Origin of the sequence: Streptomyces sp. NPDC048191 (genome assembly GCF_040652655.1) — a bacterium.
GTDB lineage: Bacteria > Actinomycetota > Actinomycetes > Streptomycetales > Streptomycetaceae > Streptomyces.
The window spans coordinates 6,746-24,726 of record NZ_JBEZMO010000017.1; the positions used below are offsets into that span (position 1 = coordinate 6,746).

15 protein-coding genes are annotated in these 17,981 nt (G+C 71.5%); 3 read left to right on the forward strand and 12 right to left on the reverse strand.

Annotated elements, in window-relative coordinates; all coding sequences use genetic code 11:
* Positions 1 to 412, reverse strand: a 412-nt coding sequence (locus tag AB0D93_RS25700) for a hypothetical protein (protein WP_362123418.1), incomplete at its 3' end; no start/stop codon positions are given.
* A 485-nt stretch (positions 413 to 897) separates the two neighbouring features.
* Here AB0D93_RS25700 and AB0D93_RS25705 point away from each other — a divergent pair.
* Entirely contained in the window at positions 898 to 3,489 is a 2,592-nt protein-coding gene (locus tag AB0D93_RS25705) for an AAA family ATPase (RefSeq protein WP_362123421.1), read from the forward strand.
* Between the two features lie 62 nt (positions 3,490 to 3,551).
* On the opposite strand, the gene htpX is transcribed toward AB0D93_RS25705, so the two are convergent.
* The 11 genes from htpX to AB0D93_RS25760 all read right to left on the reverse strand — a co-directional run bounded on the left by htpX (position 3,552) and on the right by AB0D93_RS25760 (position 14,852).
* Entirely contained in the window at positions 3,552 to 4,415 is an 864-nt protein-coding gene (htpX, locus tag AB0D93_RS25710) for a zinc metalloprotease HtpX (RefSeq protein WP_362123424.1), read from the reverse strand.
* Between the two features lie 317 nt (positions 4,416 to 4,732).
* Entirely contained in the window at positions 4,733 to 6,250 is a 1,518-nt protein-coding gene (locus AB0D93_RS25715; protein WP_362123427.1) for an NADH-quinone oxidoreductase subunit N, read from the reverse strand.
* Positions 6,247 to 7,821, reverse strand: a complete 1,575-nt coding sequence (locus AB0D93_RS25720) for an NADH-quinone oxidoreductase subunit M (RefSeq protein ID WP_362123430.1) — start codon at positions 7,819 to 7,821, stop codon at positions 6,247 to 6,249. Before AB0D93_RS25720 ends, AB0D93_RS25715 begins: the two co-directional genes overlap by 4 nt.
* Positions 7,822 to 7,827: 6 nt before the next feature.
* Positions 7,828 to 9,822 carry an NADH-quinone oxidoreductase subunit L gene (locus AB0D93_RS25725; RefSeq protein WP_362123433.1) on the reverse strand — a complete coding sequence of 665 codons (1,995 nt, stop codon included), beginning with the start codon at positions 9,820 to 9,822 and terminating at the stop codon, positions 7,828 to 7,830.
* The gene (gene nuoK / locus AB0D93_RS25730) at positions 9,819 to 10,193 is read right to left on the reverse strand and encodes an NADH-quinone oxidoreductase subunit NuoK (protein ID WP_362123436.1); all 375 of its coding nucleotides are present in this window, start codon (positions 10,191 to 10,193) and stop codon (positions 9,819 to 9,821) included. Before nuoK ends, AB0D93_RS25725 begins: the two co-directional genes overlap by 4 nt.
* Positions 10,193 to 10,825, reverse strand: coding sequence for an NADH-quinone oxidoreductase subunit J (locus tag AB0D93_RS25735; RefSeq protein ID WP_362123439.1), 633 nt, complete (start codon positions 10,823 to 10,825; stop codon positions 10,193 to 10,195). The genes nuoK and AB0D93_RS25735 overlap by 1 nt, the downstream gene beginning before the upstream one ends.
* Positions 10,822 to 11,373: an NADH-quinone oxidoreductase subunit I gene (locus tag AB0D93_RS25740; RefSeq protein WP_362123442.1), complete on the reverse strand. Its 552-nt coding sequence runs from the start codon at positions 11,371 to 11,373 to the stop codon at positions 10,822 to 10,824. Before AB0D93_RS25740 ends, AB0D93_RS25735 begins: the two co-directional genes overlap by 4 nt.
* Positions 11,374 to 11,375: 2 nt before the next feature.
* Positions 11,376 to 12,344 (reverse strand): complex I subunit 1 family protein, encoded by a 969-nt coding sequence (locus tag AB0D93_RS25745; RefSeq protein ID WP_362123445.1) that lies wholly within the window; start codon positions 12,342 to 12,344, stop codon positions 11,376 to 11,378.
* Positions 12,341 to 13,849 carry an NADH-quinone oxidoreductase subunit C gene (locus AB0D93_RS25750; protein WP_362123448.1) on the reverse strand — a complete coding sequence of 503 codons (1,509 nt, stop codon included), beginning with the start codon at positions 13,847 to 13,849 and terminating at the stop codon, positions 12,341 to 12,343. The genes AB0D93_RS25745 and AB0D93_RS25750 overlap by 4 nt, the downstream gene beginning before the upstream one ends.
* The gene (locus AB0D93_RS25755) at positions 13,846 to 14,442 is read right to left on the reverse strand and encodes an NADH-quinone oxidoreductase subunit B family protein (RefSeq protein WP_362123451.1); all 597 of its coding nucleotides are present in this window, start codon (positions 14,440 to 14,442) and stop codon (positions 13,846 to 13,848) included. Before AB0D93_RS25755 ends, AB0D93_RS25750 begins: the two co-directional genes overlap by 4 nt.
* Positions 14,433 to 14,852: an NADH-quinone oxidoreductase subunit A gene (locus AB0D93_RS25760; protein ID WP_362123454.1), complete on the reverse strand. Its 420-nt coding sequence runs from the start codon at positions 14,850 to 14,852 to the stop codon at positions 14,433 to 14,435. The genes AB0D93_RS25755 and AB0D93_RS25760 overlap by 10 nt, the downstream gene beginning before the upstream one ends.
* 222 nt (positions 14,853 to 15,074) lie before the next feature.
* Here AB0D93_RS25760 and AB0D93_RS25765 point away from each other — a divergent pair, with 222 nt between their 5' ends.
* A complete protein-coding gene (locus tag AB0D93_RS25765; protein ID WP_362123457.1) occupies positions 15,075 to 16,256 on the forward strand; it encodes a sensor domain-containing protein in 1,182 nt (393 codons plus the stop codon).
* A 250-nt stretch (positions 16,257 to 16,506) separates the two neighbouring features.
* Positions 16,507 to 17,847, forward strand: a complete 1,341-nt coding sequence (locus tag AB0D93_RS25770; RefSeq protein WP_362123460.1) for a sensor domain-containing protein — start codon at positions 16,507 to 16,509, stop codon at positions 17,845 to 17,847.
* Positions 17,848 to 17,981 lie beyond the last annotated feature (134 nt).

Genomic DNA, 17,981 nt, shown 5'->3' on the forward strand with positions numbered 1-17,981 from the left:
CGTTGTTGTTGTTATTGTTGTTGTTGTTCGCGCCTCCGCCGTTGTTGTTGTTATTGTTGTTGTTGTTCGCGCCTCCGCCGTTGTTGTTGTTATTGTTGTTGTTGTTCGCGCCTCCGCCGTTGTTGTTGTTGTTATTGTTGTTGTTGTTCGCGCCTCCGCCGTTGTTGTTGTTATTGTTGTTGTTGTTCGCGCCTCCGCCGTTGTTGTTGTTATTGTTGTTGTTGTTCGCGCCTCCGCCGTTGTTGTTGTTATTGTTGTTGTTGTTGTTTCCTCCGTTGTCATTCGGCGCCGTCGCGTGAGTTCCCGTGGGTGCCGAGGCAGCAACGGCAACCGAGGGTGCCATGGCTCCGCCCGCGGCCAGAGCAGCCGATGCGGCTATCAGTGCCGCGCGCTTCGCGTACTTCTTCGACATGATGACTTCTCTCCGACGGTTTCTGGACTCTGTCGATTTGCGGTCCATGTTGATTACGGAAGGCATTCCTCGAAAATTTCACCGCCAGGGCGAGGCCCCTCGGGTATTTTCGAGTGACCGTCCGTTCGATCTGGTGAGTTGATCAGACACCTGTAAATCCGGCAGTTTTACCTCTGGAGCACCGAGGCTCTGGCAATTCACGGCCAGAGTCGTTCCGGAAGCACGGGTAGGCGTCATGCTCAGCGCGGACCATGGAGCCGCTAACTCGGAGGCCCGGGATCCGGGACTCTTTGGCCAGAGTGCTCCGCCGTAGCCGGGGACACATCGGGTGCACACCCCAAATTGCACTGCCGCGCACCCCACGTCCCACCCGGGCACACCCCATATCACCCCCGGAATTCCACGACACCACCCACCGACCGACCGCCCTTGATCAGTCTTGGATCTTTTGCGTAGCTCCGGCCATGGAGAGAAACTGACTGGTGATGGACCTGCTAGAGCGAGAGGCCGTGCTCCAGGACCTCGCCGGTCATCTGCAGGATGCCGTGAGCGGCCCTGGACAACTGGCCCTTGTACGTGGCGAGGCCGGCGTCGGCAAGACCGCCGTCGTCCGCCGTCTCGCCCAATTGGCCGATCCCCACATCCGGGTCTTGATCGGCGCCTGCGACCCGCTGGCCACGCCCCGTCCCCTGGGCCCGCTGATGGACCTGGTTCCCCGCTTGGGCCCGGCGGCGCGCACTGCCCTGACGGGCACGCTGGCCGGAAACTGCCGTTCCGACGAGGTCTTCGACTGCCTGCTCGCCGATCTGAGCACCTATCCCAGCCTGCTGGTCGTGGAGGACGTCCACTGGGCCGACGAGGCGACGCTGGACCTGCTGTGCTTCCTGGCCCGGCGCCTGCCGAGTGTTCCGGCACTGGTGTTGGCGACGTACCGCGACGACGAGATCGGCCGGACCCACGACCTGACCGCTCTCCTCGGCACCCTGGCGGGTTACCCGTGGGTGTACCGCCACGACCTGGCCCCCTTGAGCCGCCGGGCCGTGGCCCGGCTGGCCACCGGGCACGCCGTCGATGCCGAGCAGTTGTACCGCGTCTCCGCGGGCAACCCGTTCATCGTCACCGAGGTCCTGGCCGCGCCTTCCGAACCCATACCGGCCACGGTGCGCGAGGCCGTGGCCGGCCGCTTGGCCGGCCTGTCGGCCACGGCGCGCATGGTGGTCGACGTACTGGCCGTCCTGGGACGCCGGGTCTCGCCGTCGCTGCTGGCCAACATCCTGCCGGCGCCGGAGGAGGCGCTCGATGAGGCCGTGGCCTGCGGGATCGTACGCGGAGACGGACAGGTGACCGAGTTCCGCCAGGAGCTGACCCGACTGGCGGTGCTGGAGGCGGTGCCCGCCGCCTACCGTCTGCGGGTACACCGGCAGGTGCTTGCGGCGAAGCGGTCCGGCCCGGTTGCCGCGGACGAGCTGGCGCTGCTGGCTGATCATGCCGAGGGCGCCGGGGATCCGGCCGCCGTGCTGGCGTACGCGCCCGCGGCGGCCGTCCATGCAACCGCGATGGGCGCCCACCGGGAGGCCGCCGTCCAGTACGCCCGCGCCCTGCGCTACGCCGACCGTCTGCCGCCCGATCAGCAGATCTCCCTGCTGGAGGGCCGTTCGCAGGCCTGTCTTCTGTCCAGCCAGCTGGACGAGGGGATCGCCTCTCTCCGTACGGCGGTGAGGCTGCGTCATGCGCTGGGCGACCAGCTGCGCGAAGGAGACGACCTGCGTTGGCTGTCATCCTGGCTGTGGCCGGCCGGGCGGACCATCGAGGCCAGACAGACGGGCCTGGACGCGATGCGGTTGCTCGAAAAGCTGACGCCGAGCCGGGAGCTGGGCAGGGCGTACCTGAACCTCTGTCAGCTGGCCTGCTACGAGCACGAGGGAATGGCGGTGGCCGCCGACTACGCGGAAAAGGCGATCGCTCTGGGTGAGCACTTCGGGGATCCGGGCGTACTCGTCCAGGCGCGCTTCCATGCCTCGGCGGCGCGGACGCTGAGCGAAGGACGTGGCTGGGAGGACTGCGAACGGGCGGTGTCCTGCGCCATGGCGCAGGACGTGCCACTGGACGCGGGTCTCATGGCGCTCATCATGTGCTGGCTGGCCGCGCTGCAGCGCGATGCCGACCGGATGACTGCGGCCGTGAACCGGGCGGAGGCCTACTGCCTCGATCGCGACCTTCTGTCCTATCTGCTGTGCACGAGGGCGCTGGACAGTTGGGGGCTGCTGCACCGGGGTTCGTGGTCCCATGCGACCGAGGCCGCGCAGAAGGTCCTGACCCGGCCCGGCTCACCACCGGTCGCCCGGGCCCTGGCCTTGACCGCCCTGGGTCTGGCGCGGGCCCGCCAGGGCAAGTCACAGGTGCGGCCGTTGCTGGAAGAAGCGGCGGGCCTGGTCGACTCGCAGTGCCTGTTGGACACGGGCCTGGGTTGGGAGGCCCGGGTCGAGGCGGCCTGGCTGGCCGGTGACCGCGAGCAGGTGCTGGCCGAGGCCCGCCACGGGCTGGACAAGTTGGAAAACCGTACTCATCCCTGGCTGTCCGGGCCCCTGGCCTGCTGGATCCGTCGCGCCGGAGGAGAGCCCCCGAAGGTGCCGGCCGCCGAACCCTACGCGCTGGAGTTGGCCGGCGACTGGGCTGGCGCGGCGGCACGGTGGGACAGGCTCGGCTGCCCGTACGACGCCGCGCTGGCCTGTCTGTCGGGCGACGCGACCGCCCTGCGTCAGGCCCTGGCCGCGTTCGAGGCCCTCGGCGCCTGGCCGGCCGTGGCTCACACCCGCGCTCTGATGCGTACCCGCGGTATCCGCCTGATCAGGCGCGGCCCGCGAGCGGCCACCCGGGCCAATCCGTTCGGCCTGACCAACCGGGAGATGGACGTGCTGAAGCTGTTGCACGAGGGACTGTCGGACGCCGAGATCTCCGCCCGCCTCTACATCAGCCCCAAGACCGCCGGGCACCACGTGGGCGCGGTGCTGAGCAAACTCGGCGTCCACACCCGCCACGAAGCCGCCCGCAAACTCCACCATCCCGGGCCCGAATAGCTTTCCCGCGCCCGGTCACCTCAGCTGAATTTGGTGTGGAATTCACGCGAATCGGATGATCTTCACCGGTAGCCGCCCGCCATCTTCTCGAGCCGGGCGATCCGGTCGGCCATCGGCGGGTGCGTGGAGAACATCTTGGTCAGTCCCTCGCCCGGGCGGAAGGGGTTCGCGATCATCATGTGGCTGGCGGTCTCGATCCTGGGCTCCGGCGGCAGGGGGAGCTGCTGGGTGCCGGCCTCCAGCTTGCGCAGGGCACTGGCGAGGGCGAGCGGGTCGCCGGTGAGCTGGGCGCCGGAGGCGTCCGCCTCGTACTCCCGGGAACGGCTGATGGCCAGCTGGATGAGAGTGGCGGCGAGCGGGCCGAGGATCATGATCAGGAGCATGCCGACGAGGCCCGGGCCGTCGTCGTCGTCCGAGCGGCCGACCGGGATGAGCCAGGCGAAGTGCACCAGGAACATGATCACCGAGGCGAGCGCACCGGCCACCGAGGAGATCAGGATGTCCCGGTTGTAGACGTGGCTGAGCTCGTGGCCGATGACGCCCCGCAGCTCGCGCTCGTCCAGCAGGCGCAGGATGCCCTCGGTGCAGCACACGGCCGCGTTGCGCGGGTTGCGGCCCGTGGCGAACGCGTTGGGGGCCTCCGTGGGCGAGATGTACAGCCGGGGCATGGGCTGGCGGGCCTGCGTGGACAGCTCGCGGACCATGCGGTACAGCGCGGGGGCCTCGAACTCGCTGACCGGACGGGCACGCATCGCGCGCAGGGCCAGCTTGTCGCTTCTCCAGTACGCGTACGCGTTCGTGCCGAGGGCGACCAGGACTGCGACGATCAGGCCGGCGCGGCCGAAGAAGCTGCCGATGACGATGATGAGTGCGGACAGTCCCCCGAGGAGTACTGCGGTCCTGAGCCCGTTGTGCCGGCGGTGCACCGTACGCCCTCCAAGTCGTGCAGCTGGGGAACACTTCGGTCCAGTGGACCCTCCCGCTTGTGACAACGCCAGGCGGCGGCTGCGAGTTCCCTGTCGCCCGCCCGGAGGTCGGTCGGCCGTACGGGTGACGTGCTGCTTCGCTCTCGCGCGCGCGTGCCGGCACGGCTGCGCCACACGCGCGGGGCGGCTCACGGAGCGATCCGCCGTCCCCCGCGGTTCGTGGCCCGTTCCGGAGCAGCCCGGCCGCCCGCTCGGAAACGGTCCGGTGGCCCGCCCCGGAACAACCGGACGCCCGATCGGACGGTCCGGTCGGCCGCTCAGAACAGGCCGGTGGCCGCGAAGCGGAGGACCAGCTGGGGTGCTCCGGACAGGGCCACGCCCAGTACGCCGGTGAGGGCGAGGGCGGCGGTGAGGGGGCCGGGGACGCGGTGCCGGGCGGGCTCGCCCTCGGGGGCGCGGAACAGCAGGGCGGCCCACTGCAGGTAGTAGAAGAGTGCGATCACCACGTTGACGGCCATGACGACGGCGAGCCAGCCCAGACCTGCATCGACGGCCGACGAGAACACGGTGACCTTGGCGAACAGCCCGATGATCCCCGGCGGCAGCCCGGCCAGGCACAGCAGGAAGAACGCGAGCAGCAGCGCGGTGAGCGGGTTGGTGGCGTACAGGCCCCGGTAGTCGCTGATCCGGTTCAGGGCCCGGCTACGGCCCACCAGGGCGGCCACCGCGAACGCGCCGAGGTTCACGGCGGCGTACATCAGCGCGTAGGCCACCGTGGAGCCGATCGCCTTCTGCGGGTCCTTGGCGTAGCCGGCGGCTGCGATCGGCACGAGCAGGTAGCCGGCCTGGCCGACGGAGGACCAGGCGAGCAGCCGTACGGCGCTGTACGCGCGCGTGGCCCGCTGGCGCAGGGCGCCCACGTTGCCGACCGTCATGGTCAGGGCGGCCAGAGCGGCGAGCGCGGGCCCCCAGACGTCGGCGTACGACGGGAACGCGACGACGGTGACGAGGATGAGGCCGGAGAAGCCGACCGCCTTGCCGACGACCGACAGGTACGCGGCGACGGGCAGCGGCGCGCCGACGTAGGTGTCGGGCACCCAGAAGTGGAAGGGCACGGCGGCCGTCTTGAAGGCGAAGCCGATCAGGGTGAGGACCACGCCCACCTGGGCCAGGGTGTGCAGCTGGCCGTCGACGTGCGTCAGGCGCCCGGCGACCTGGGTGAGGTAGAGGGTGCCGGTCGAGGCGTAGACGAAGCTGACGCCCATCAGGCTGACCGCGGTGGCCGTCACCGAGGAGAGGAAGAACTTCAGTGCGGCCTCGGAGGACCGCTTGTCGCCGTGCCGGATGCCGACGAGGGCGAAGGCGGGTAGGGAGGCGACCTCCAGCGCGACGATCAGGGTGGCGAGGTCGCGGGAGGCGGGCAGCAGGGCGGCGCCGGCCGCGGACGACAGCAGCAGGAACCAGAACTCCCCCGCCGGCACACGCCGCTGGTCGTCCTCGAGGTTCGTGACCGACAGCAGGGCCGCCAGCAGCGCGCCGCCGAGGACCAGGAACTGGATGACCAGCGTGAAGTGGTCGGCGGTGTAGCTGCACGCGCGCGGGGCGCCGCTCACGCAGAAGGTGCTGCGGTCGCCGTCCAGCAGGGGCAGCAGCATCAGCGCGGCCACGGCCAGTCCGGCCACCGAGACCCAGCCGAGGACGGCCTTGCGGGCCTCGGGCAGGAACAGGTCGGCGACCAGGACGACCAGTCCCACCACGGCGGCGATGGTCGGCGGGGCGACGGCGAGCCAGTCGACGGACTGGACCAGCGACTCGGCGAGGGGCTGGGCGCTCATCGGGTGCCTCCTGCGAGGAGCTGGTGCACGGCCGGGTCGGTCAGGCCGAGCAGCGCCCTCGGCCACAGTCCGGCGACGACGGTGAGGGTGACGAGCGGGGTCCAGGCGGCGAACTCGTAGCCGTGGACGTCGGCGAGCTCGGGGACCTCCTGCTCCGCGCCGCCCATGCAGACCCGGCGGACCACGACCAGCATGTACGCGGCCGTCAGCAGGGTGCCGAACGCGCCGATCGCCATGAAGGTGAGGAAGGCCGGACGGCTGAGGTCGGCAGCGGGCTTGAACGCGCCGAACAGCGCCAGCATCTCGCCCCAGAATCCGGCGAGGCCCGGCAGGCCCAGCGAGGCGACGGCGCCGAAGGCCAGCAGTCCGCCGAGCCGCGGGGCCCTGCCGTACAGCGCGGCGCCCGTCTCCGCGGCCAGGGAGTCGAGGTCGGTGGTGCCGGTGCGGTCCTTCAGCGCGCCGACCAGGAAGAAGAGCAGACCGGTGATGAGGCCGTGGGCGATGTTGGCGAACAGGGCGCCGTCGACGCCGGTCTGGGTCATGGTGGCGATGCCCAGCAGGACGAAGCCCATGTGGCCGACGGAGGAGTAGGCGATCAGCCGCTTCAGGTCGCCCTTCGCGCCCCGCTTGGCCAGGGCCAGACAGGCCAGCGACCCGTAGATGATCCCGACCACGGCGAAGGCGGCGAGGTACGGCGCGAAGGTGTGGAATCCGTGCGGCGCGATCGGCAGCAGAATCCGGACGAACCCGTACGTACCCATCTTCAGCAGGACACCGGCCAGGAGCACCGAGCCGACGGTCGGAGCGGCGGTGTGGGCGTCGGGCAGCCAGCTGTGCAGCGGCCACATCGGCGTCTTGACCGCGAGCCCCATCCCGATCGCCAGAACGGCGATGACCTGCACGGATGCGGTCAGCGACCGGCCGTTGTCAGTGGCGAGTGCCACCATGTCGAACGTGCCCGCCTTGATTCCGATCAGGAGCAGGCCGAGCAGCATCACGACGGATCCGAGCAGCGTGAACAGGATGAACTTCCACGCGGCCCGGGTCCGGCCCTCGCCGCCCCAGCGGGCGATGAGGAAGTACATCGGGATGAGCACCATCTCGAACGCGAGGAAGAACAGCAGCAGATCGAGGACGGCGAAGGTCGCGAGGGTGCCGGACTCGAGCAGGAGCAGCAGCGCGACGAACGCCTTCGGGGAGCCGCCCGCGGGCGGCTTGAAGTAGGAGTACAGCGCGCAGAGGAAGGTCAGCAGCGCGGTCAGGACGACGAGGGGGAGGGAGATGCCGTCGATGCCGAGGTGGATCCGCACGTCGAGCGCGGGGATCCAGCTGATGTCGGTCGTGGCCTGCATCTTCGACGGGTGGTCGTGGTCGAAGCCGAGCGCGAGGACGACCGCGGCGATGAGGATCGCGCCGGTCACGGTCACGCCGTGCCGCAGCACGGCCTGCTCGGGGGACTTCCCCTTCAGTCCGGGCGGTGCCGGCAGGAGAGCGGCGACGGCGCCGAGGAGCGGGCCGACGACGACGAACGCCAGAAGGAACTGCATCACGGACTCGTTGATATCGATCACGCCTGCTCACGCTCCCGTGGCGACGAGGACGACGGCGACCGCCAGGACGACGGTGCCGGCGAGCAGCGCGCTCACATAGGTCTGCACATTGCCGGTCTGCGCCCGCCGTACGCCGGCCCCGAGCAGCCGGGGCAGGGCGGCCGCGCCGCGTACGTAGGTGTCGACGACCGCGCTGTCGAGGAACCGGACGAGACTCGCTCCGGCCTGGACGGGGCGGACGAACAGCGCCGCGTACACGGCGTCCAGGTGGAAGCCGGCGGCCGCGGACCGGCGCAGCGGGCCGAGCAGCAGCCGCGCCGGGTCCGCCGGGTCGGGCGCGTAGGCGATGTCGCCGTAGGCCGGCTCGTGGGTGGCGATGGCCTCGGCCTCGACCAGCCCGGCGTCCTCCTCCGGATGGGCGGCGACCGCGCCCAGCGGGACCCGCGCGGCGAGCTGGCTGGTGCGCTGCCAGACGCCGTAGGTGAGCAGCCCGCCGACCAGGGCGAGGCCCGTGCCGAGGACGGAGGTGAGCAGGCTCGGGGTCAGGTCCCGGCCGTCGAACCAGTCGGGCAGCGAGCGGTAGGCGAGCCCGCCGAAGGCGAGGGACGGCACGGCGAGAACCCACAGCACCACGGTCATCGTCAGCGGCTGACGGCCGTGGTCGGGGGCCTCGGCGCCCCGGCCGCGGAAGGCCAGCAGCCACAGCCGGGCCGCGTAGGCCGCGGTCAGCAGGGCCGTGACCAGACCGGCGACGAGGACGGTCCAGCCGGCCGCGCCGGGCACGTGCGGCGTGTGCCCGTCGGCCGCGTGCTCGGCGGCGCCGAGGACGGACTCCTTGGAGAAGAAGCCGCTGAAGGGCGGGATCGCGGCGAGCGCGAGGAGCGCCACGGTCATCGTCCAGTAGGCGTCCGGGATGCGGTCGCGCAGGCCGTGCATGCGGGACATGGCGGCCAGCGAGTTGGTGCCGGCGGCGTGGATGATCACACCGGCCGCGAGGAACAGCAGCGCCTTGAAGGCGCCGTGGGACAGGAGGTGGAAGACGGCGGCACCGCGGTCGCCGACGGCGAGGGCGCCGGTCATGTAGCCGAGCTGGCCGATGGTCGAGTAGGCGAGGACGCGCTTGATGTCGTCCTGGGCGAGCGCCGCGAGCGCCGAGCCGGTCATCGTGACGGCGGCCATGACGGCGAGGACCAGCATCGCGGCCGAGGAGGCCTCGAAGACGGGAAGGAGCCGGGCGATGAAGTAGACACCGGCGGCGACCATCGTGGCCGCGTGGATCAGCGCCGAGACGGGCGTCGGGCCCGCCATCGCGTCCGGCAGCCAGGTGTGCAGCGGGAACTGCGCCGACTTGCCCGCGACGCCCGCGAGGAGCAGCAGGGCGACGACCGTCGGGTGGTGCAGATCGCCGCTCGCGACGGCGCCGAGGACGCGGGTGATCCGGAACGAGCCGGCGTCCGTGGCGAGGGCGAACAGGCCGATGAGGAACGGCACGTCGCCGAGCTTGGTGACCAGGAAGGCCTTCAGGGAGGCGGCGCGGGCCTCGGGGGTCTCCCAGTAGTGGCCGACCAGGAAGTAGGAGCAGATACCCATCACTTCCCAGCCGACCAGCAGCACGATCAGGTCACCGGAGTAGACGACCAGGAGCATCGCGGAGGTGAACAGGGAGACGAGAGCGGCGTACGAGGAGTAGCGCGGGTCGTCGCGCAGATAGCCCGTCGAGTAGATCTGCACGCAGGCGGCGACGAACGCGACCAGGATCGCGACGAGCGCGGCGAATCCGTCGATGTGCAGCGCCAGCTCGATGGGGACTGAGCCGGTGGGCGTCAGCTCCGTGTGGGCGTCGATGGCCTGACCGCCGCCCTGGCGTGCGGCGACCAGCGCGGCCAGGACGAGCGAGGCCAGCGGCGGCAGCACGGCGAGCGGGCGGACGAACCCGGGAGCCGTACGGCCGAACAGCAGTCCGGCGACGGCACCCAGGAAAGGCAGGAGGGGGACGAGTACGGCGAGGGTGGTCGTGGTCACGCGGTGGCCTCAGCCTTCTCGGCCGCGGAGGAGTCGGGGCCACCGGTCTCGGGGCCCTCGGCGGTGTCGCGGAGCTTGTCGATGTCGGAGGTGCCGCGGTTGCGGTAGACGGCGAGCACGATCGCCAGGCCGATGCCGATCTCGGCGGCGGCGATGGCGATGGTGAACAGGGTCAGCGCCTGGCCGGAGTGCAGGGTCTCCTGCGCGGCCCGGCTGAGCCAGACGTCGAAGGCGACCAGGTTGAGGTTGACGGCGTTGAGCATCAGCTCGACCGACATCAGGACCAGGATCGCGTTGCGGCGGGCCAGGACGCCGTACAGGCCGGTGCAGAAGAGGAGGGCGGAGAGTACGGCCGGGTAGGCGAGGTGCATCAGCGGGCGCCTTCCTTCTCGCCTGGGGTGTCCACGCCGGCCCCAGGGTCGGCGGGCGTGGCCGCGGTGGCCGTCGGCCCGGAGGCGCCCAGGTCCGCCTTGGCCTTGCGGGACAGGACGATCGCGCCGACCAGGGCCGCCAGGAGCAGCACGGACAGGGCCTCGAAGGGCAGCACCCAGTTCCGGAACAGGCTCGTGCCGGTCACGCGCGTGCTGCCGGCGGCGGGGCCGTTCAGGTCGATCCAGGTGGTGCGGAAGGCGTCGACGACGACCCACACCAGGGCGACGGCGGCGGCGACCGCGACGGCGAGGGCGGCCCAGCGGTTGCCGGAGTCGGCGTCCGGGGAGCGGCCGATCGGCGCCTTGGTGAGCATCAGGCCGAACAGGAGGAGGACGACGACGGAACCGACGTAGATCAGGACCTGCACCCAGGCGATGAACTCGGCGGTGAGCAGCAGGTACTCCACGGCGAGGCCGCCGAGCGCGACGACCAGCCACAGGGCGGCGTGCACCAGCTGGCGGGTCGTGACGGTGACCAGCGCGGCGCCGAAGGTGACCAGGCCGACGAGCAGGAAGGCGATCTCGACGCCGGTCGGCGACAGGAAGCCCTGCGGGGCTTGGGCGAGGGTCACGACTCTCCCTCCCCCTGCTCGGTCCGAGCGGCCGCCTGCTTCTCGGCGGTCTTGCGGGCGGCGGCGATCTCCTTCGGCTCCTCGGCGGCGGGGTCCAGGGCCGGCGGGGCCGGGACGGTCCACATCCACTCGCGGAGTTTGTCCCGCTCATGGGTGAGGTCGCGGATGTCGGTCTCGGCGTACTCGAACTCCGGGGACCAGAACAGCGCGTCGAAAGGACAGACCTCGATGCAGATACCGCAGTACATGCACAGGGAGAAGTCGATGGCGAACCGGTCGAGGACGTTGCGGCTGCGCTCGCGGCCACCGGGGGCGGCCGGGGGGACCGTCTCCTTGTGGGAGTCGATGTAGATGCACCAGTCGGGGCACTCACGCGCGCAGAGCATGCAGACCGTGCAGTTCTCCTCGAACAGGCCGATCACGCCGCGGGTGCGGGGCGGCAGTTCGGGCTGCACGTCCGGGTACTGCTCCGTGACCGTCTTCCTGGTCATCGTGCGCAGGGTGACGGCCAGGCCCTTGGCGAGGCCGGAGCCGGGGAAGGGGGCCATGGTTAGCTGATCACCACCTTGACGACGCCGGTGAGGGCGATCTGGGCGAGGGAGAGGGGGACGAGGAGGGTCCAGGAGAGCTTCTGGAGCTGGTCCTCGCGCAGCCGTGGGTAGGTGACACGGAGCCAGATGACGAGGAAGGCGAGGATCGCGGCCTTGAGCAGGGTCCAGACCCAGCCGAGGCCGTCGGCGCCCCAGGGGCCGTGCCAGCCGCCCAGGAAGAGGACGGTGGTCAGGCCGCACAGGACGACGATGCCGGCGTACTCGGCGAGCAGGAACAGGGCGAAACGCAGACCCGTGTACTCGGTGTAGGCGCCGAAGATGATCTCCGAGTCGGCGACGGGCATGTCGAACGGCGGGCGCTGCAGCTCGGCGAGGCCGGCGACGAAGAAGACCACCGCGCCGACGATCTGCCAGGGCACCCACCACCAGTGGAAGGCGTGCAGGATGCCCGGGAGGGAGACGGTTCCCGCGGCCATGGCGACCGAGGCCGCGGCGAGCAACATCGGAAGCTCGTAGGCGAGCAGCTGGGCGGCCGTGCGCAGGCCGCCGAGCAGGGAGAACTTGTTGGCGCTGGCCCAGCCGGCCATGAGCGAGCCGAGCACGCCGACGCCCATCACCGCGAGCACGAAGAACACGCCCGCGTCGAGGACCTGGCCGACGGCGCCCTCGCTCGGGCCGATCGGAATGGCGAGCAGGACGAGGAGGTACGGCAACAGGGCGACGGCGGGGGCGAGTTGGAAGACACGGCGGTCGGCGCCGGCCGGGACCACGTCCTCCTTCTGCGCGAACTTGACGCCGTCGGCGATGAGCTGGGCCCAGCCGTGGAAACCGCCCGCGTACATCGGGCCGAGGCGGCCCTGCATGTGGGCCATCACCTTGTGCTCGGTCTGCCCGACGATCAGCGGGAACGTCAGGAAGACGACGAACACGACCAGGAGTCGCAGGGCGACGTCCAGCGCGCCGTTCACTGCGGGCCTCCCGTGGGGTCGTCGTCGTTCGGGCTGTCGGGGGTGGAGGGGGGCTCCGGCGCCTGCTCGGACCCCGCGGAAGCCTCCTCCGGCTCCGCCGAGCTCCGCTCAGGCCGGCCCGGGCCCTGCCCGGGCTGCGTCGGCGCCTCGTCCGGCTCCGCCGGCGCATGCTCAGGTTCCGCCGACGCCTCCTCCGGCTCCGGTGGGGCCTGCTCAGGTTCCGCCAGGGTCTTCTCCGGCTCCGTAGGCGTCCGCTCGGGCGTCGTCGGCTCCTCGAAGGCCGGGCGGGCGTGGTGCCACGGGGCGTCCGAACCGCGTGGGGCCGTGCTCCGGCGGGCGGGGCGGGTCGCGCTGTCCGGTGCCGTCGGCTCGTCCGAGGCGGGCTTCGTCGGCTCCGGGCCCTCGGCGCGTTGTGAGGCCGAGCCCTCGGAGGCGCTGCGCGCGCGGCGCGGACGGGCCGGGGCCGGGCCGGGCTCATGCGCGACGGAGGCCTCGGCGGCCGGACCTTCCGCCGCCGCGGCCCGAGCCGCATCGCCCTCGGTCGTGGCCTGCTTGAGCTCGGCCGCGTCCTCGGGAGCCGTCGCCGGCGTCTGGCTCACCGAGCCGTCGCTCGCGCTCCGCATCCGCCGCGGCCGGGCACCAGCGCCACCAGCAGCCTCCCCCGGCTGATCGGCCTGACTCACTGAGCCCTCGCTGGCACTCCGCATCCGCCGCGTACCAGATGCACCACTGGCACCGGCACCACCAGCAGCCTCAGCCGCACCAGCCGCACGCTCCACGGCCTGCCCCGCCGGACTCTCCTGCCCGGTCTGGCTTGCTGAGCCCTCCGAGGTGGTGCGGGTGCGTCGTGCTGGGCGGTCTCCGGTCGGGCGGGGCGGGCGTTCGGCCGGCCCGCGTGCTGCCGCGCCTCGCGCGGGGCGGGCCGGGGCAGCGGGGACGCGGCCCTTCAAGGGGCCCCACTCGTTGGGGTCCGGTACGCCCGGCGGCAGCATCTGGCGGCGCTTCGGCCCGCCGTGCTCCGACTCCCCCGGCTCCTTCGCGCCGGGCCAGGCCTTGGCCACACGCGCGGCGAGGACGAAGTCCTTGCGCAGGGGGTGGCCCTCGAAGGTCTCCGGGAGCAGCAGGTGTTCGAGGTGCGGGTGGCCCTCGAAACGGACGCCGAACATCTCGTGGGTCTCCCGCTCGTGCCAGGCGGCACCCGCGTAGACGCCGACGGCGGACGGCAGCGCCGGCGCGTCGTGCGGGACGGTCGTGCGCAGCAGCAGTCGGCGGACCGGCGAGAGGGCGACGACGTGCGCGGACACCCGGAAGCCGGTCCCCGGTTCGTCGACCGCGCTCAGCCAGTCGAAGTAGGTGCAGCCCAGGGTCGTACGAGCCGTCTCCAGGGCCGTAAGCCAGGAGGACGGCGGTACGTCCACGGTCAGGAGGTCGTACGACTCCTCGGCCGTGGCGTCCGTGCCGAAGAGGTCCTCGACCGGGGTGGGCAGCCAGCCGGCGGTGCTCATCGAGCATCACCCTCGGCGGCCGGGGCAGGAGGCTTCACCAGGTCGCTGGTCAGGGCGGCCGCGGACGGCCGGGAGTGCCCGTACCGCTCCTCCAGCGACTCGCGGGCGATCTTCTCCTGGAGCTTGAGGATGCCCTGGAGCAGCGCCTCGGGGCGCGGCGGGCAGCCGGGGACGTACACGTCCACCGGGATGATCTGGTCGACGCCCTTGGTGACGGAGTAGGAGTCCCAGTACGGGCCGCCGCAGTTGGAGCAGGCGCCGAAGGAGATGACGTACTTGGGCTCGGGCATCTGCTCGTACAGGCGCTTGACGGCCGGTGCCATCTTGTCCGTGACCGTCCCCGAGACCACCATCAGGTCGGCCTGGCGGGGCCCCGGGGCGAACGGGATGACACCGAGGCGGATGAAGTCGTGGCGGGCCATCGACGCGGCGATGAACTCGATCGCGCAGCAGGCGAGGCCGAAGTTGAAGACCCACAGCGAGTAGCGGCGGCCCCAGTTCAGGACCACCTTCATCGGCTCGGGGGCCAGGCGGGCCAGGGCGCCGAGGCGCTTGGGCTCCGGCAGGTAGACGGGATCCGGGGTCACGTCCATGCGAGGACGCCCTTCTTGTATGCGTACAGCAGGCCCACGGCGAGGAAGCCGAGGAAGACGAACATCTCCACGAGCGTCGCCGCGCCGTAGCCGGGGGCGGCGAAGACCGTCGCCCAGGGGAACAGGAAGATCGAGTCGACCGCGAAGATCACGTACAGGAAGGCGTAGACGTAGTAGCGGACCTGGGTGTGGGCCCAGCCTTCGCCGACGGGGTCGACGCCGCACTCGTAGGTCAGGAGTTTCTCGGGGGTCGGTACGACCGGGCGCAGCAGCCGGCCCGCGCCGAAGGCGACCGCGACGAACAGCACACCGATGAGGGCGAGCAGGCCCACCACCGAGTACGACCGGAAGTAGCCGGCCGCGATGTCGTTCGCCGCGGCGGCCGTCGAGTGCCCCAACGTCTCCCGCACCGTGCGTCCCTCGCTCCCTGACCTCGTGTCCTTGGTGAACTCTGTGATGCAACGTGATTCGACGATCTGTACGCACGGGAGTCTAGGCCCTGATAAAGAGCGGGTAAGCAGCCCGTCACGGGGTGAGACGGCCGGCGCACGCGGTGGTGGGGATTTCCCCCGTCGGCGGAGGGCGGCATACCGCATGGCGTGGAGGGTGCCGGGCACGGCAGGCTGACCGGTATGACCGCTACCAGTTCCGCCGTGGGCCGGGCCGACGGCACCGACCGGCTGCCTCCGCTCCGGCCGGCGTACGACGCGCACACGTGGAAGGAGATCCTGTATCTCCTGCTGAACCTGCCGGTGACGGTGTTCGGCTTCGTCTACGCGATCACCGCGCTGTCCGTCGGCGGATCCCTGACGATCACGGTCGTCGGCCTGCCGCTGCTGGCGCTCGGTCTGCTGGGCTCCCGGCAGCTGGGGAAGCTGGAGCGGGCCCGCGCCCGGCGGCTGCTCGGGCTGCGGGTGGAGGAGCCGACGCCGCTGCCGCTCGCCAGGAGCGGCACGCCGGCGCAGCGGCTGTGGATGGCGCTGAAGGACCCGGTGGGCTGGCGGACGATGCTGTACGACGCCATCCGGCTGCCCTGGGGCATCCTCACCTTCTGCACCGTGCTGACCTCGCTGTTCGTGCTGTGGCCGGTGCTGCCGTACCTGGCACGGGGGCTCACGAACGTGGACCGCTTCATGGTGCGCGGGCTGTTGTCGCCCTCGGACGAGCTGGAGCGCCGTATCGCCGAGCTGGAGTCGGACCGCGGGGTCGTGGTCGACACGGCCGCCGCCGATCGGCGGCGCATCGAGCGGGATCTGCACGACGGGGCCCAGGCGCGGCTGGTCAACCTGGCCATGGGGCTCGGCCTGGCCAAGGAGAAGCTGCTGGAGGACCCCGACTCGGCGGCGGCGATGGTGGAGGAGGCGCACGGCGAGGTGAAGCTGGCCCTCCAGGAGCTGCGCGACCTCGCCCGCGGCATCCATCCGGCCGTGCTCACCGACCGGGGCCTGGACGCGGCCCTGTCCTCGGTCGCCACCCGGTGCACGGTGCCGGTGAAGGTCACCGTGGACCTGCCGGACCGCCCGGCCCCGGCCATCGAGGGCATCGCCTACTTCACGGTCTCCGAACTGCTGCAGAACATCAGCAAGCACAGCGGGGCCCGGTCCGCGTCGGTGGACGTGTGGCGCACCACGGACCGGCTGCTCATCCAGGTCCAGGACGACGGCCGGGGCGGCGCCCGCCTGGAGGGCGGCACCGGGATGCGGGGCCTCGCGGAACGGCTCGGCGCGGTGGACGGCATGTTCGTACTCGACTCCCCGGAGGGCGGCCCGACGGTGATCACGGCGGAACTCCCGTGGCGGGACCGAACCGACTAGCCAACGGCCCCTCATGCGAGCCGGCTCCGCAAGAAGGCGCGTCCCACGGCGATCGCGCACGGCAGCACCCGTGGCCGACCGGGCCGTGAGGCCGACGGCGCTGGACAACGGCCTGCCCGCCGGAGGCACGGGGTGGGGAAAACCCCCGCTCCAAGACGCCGACGGACTCCATGGCCCGGCGACCGGCGGCACACGACTCTGGAGACACGGCTGAACCGGCCGTACGGACGACGAGAACGGGACGGAATCGATGGCCACGGAGTACGGACACGGGTACGGGCGGCGGGAGGACGGACACTCCGCCGGAACCGGCCACCGGCTGCCCGCCGCGCTGCGGGCGCCGTTCGAGGCACGCAGCTGGCGCGAGTTCGGCTATGTCCTGCTGAGCCTGCCGGTCTCCGTCGTGCTGTTCACCTGGACGGTGACCATGGTGTCGCTGGGCGCGGGGCTGCTGGTGACCTTCCTCGGCATTCCGGTGCTCGCGGCGGCGCTGGCCGGCTGCCGCGGCTTCGGCGCGCTGGAGCGGGCGCGGGCGCGCGGGCTGCTGCGGCTGGACGTGGCCGAACCGGAGCCGCTGTGGACGCGCAAGCCGGGGGCGCTGGGCTGGATGGGCGCGGTGCTCAAGAGCGGCACCTCCTGGCGGAACATGCTCTACGCGCTGCTGCAGTTCCCGTGGGCGGTGTTCTCGTTCTCGGTGGTGGTGACCCTGTGGTCCCTCGGCTGGACCCTGCTGACGTACCCGCTGTGGTTCTGGGTGTTCCCGATGTACGGCGGCCAGAGCGGGCTGCAGCTGTACGGCGACGAGCACCACAGCGTGTACCTCGACAATCCGTTCGAGATCACCGTGACCGCGTTGGTCGGACTGCTGTTCACGCTGGCCACGCCGTGGATCGTGCGGGCCCTGACGACGGTGGACGGGCTGCTGGTCCGCGGGCTGCTGGGGCCGTCGCCGCTGTCGGCGCGGGTGGTGGAGCTGGAGTCGGACCGCGGGGCCGTGGTCGACACGGCCGCCGCCGATCTGCGGCGCATCGAGCGGGATCTGCACGACGGGGCGCAGGCGCGGCTGGTCAACCTGGCCATGGACCTGGGGCTGGCGAAGGAGAAGCTCCGGGAGGACCCGGGGTCGGCGGCGGCGATGGTGGAGGAGGCGCACGACGAGGTGAAGACGGCGCTGCAGGAGCTGCGCGACCTCGCCCGCGGCATCCATCCGGCCGTGCTCACCGACCGGGGCCTGGACGCGGCGCTGTCGTCGGTCGCCTCGCGCTGCACGGTGCCGGTGCGGGTCGAGGTCGATCTGCCGGCCCGTCCGGCCCCGGCGATCGAGGGCATCGCCTACTTCACGGTGTCCGAACTGCTGCAGAACATCAGCAAGCACAGCGGGGCCCGGTCCGCGTCGGTGGACGTCTGGCACACCGAGGACCGGCTGATGCTGCAGGTGATCGACGACGGCGTCGGCGGCGCGGACGCCTCCGGCGGCTCGGGGCTCGCCGGTCTGGCCGGGCGTCTGGACGCGGTGGACGGCGTCCTCGTGGTCGACTCCCCGGCGGGCGGCCCCACCCGGGTGATCGCGGAACTGCCCTGGCGCGCCTGACGCCGGGTACGCGCCGCCGTGCCGCACACACACCGTGTGCGGCACGGCGGCCGTGGCACGTCGGCTCATGCCCCTCCCCCCGCGCCGGTCGGCAGGACGTGTGAAGAAGATCGCCGATGCGGCGAGCGGCGCGT

Bases quoted from the DNA above. Each gene is read 5' to 3' on its own strand.
- AB0D93_RS25770 (WP_362123460.1), top strand. From the start codon at position 16,507: ATGGCCACGGAGTACGGACACGGGTACGGGCGGCGGGAGGACGGACAC.
- nuoK (WP_362123436.1), bottom strand. From the start codon at position 10,193: ATGCACCTCGCCTACCCGGCCGTACTCTCCGCCCTCCTCTTCTGCACC.
- AB0D93_RS25765 (WP_362123457.1), top strand. From the start codon at position 15,075: ATGACCGCTACCAGTTCCGCCGTGGGCCGGGCCGACGGCACCGACCGG.
- AB0D93_RS25750 (WP_362123448.1), bottom strand. From the start codon at position 13,849: ATGAGCACCGCCGGCTGGCTGCCCACCCCGGTCGAGGACCTCTTCGGC.
- AB0D93_RS25755 (WP_362123451.1), bottom strand. From the start codon at position 14,442: ATGGACGTGACCCCGGATCCCGTCTACCTGCCGGAGCCCAAGCGCCTC.
- AB0D93_RS25715 (WP_362123427.1), bottom strand. From the start codon at position 6,250: ATGAGCGCCCAGCCCCTCGCCGAGTCGCTGGTCCAGTCCGTCGACTGG.
- AB0D93_RS25740 (WP_362123442.1), bottom strand. From the start codon at position 11,373: ATGGCCCCCTTCCCCGGCTCCGGCCTCGCCAAGGGCCTGGCCGTCACC.
- AB0D93_RS25705 (WP_362123421.1), top strand. From the start codon at position 898: ATGGACCTGCTAGAGCGAGAGGCCGTGCTCCAGGACCTCGCCGGTCAT.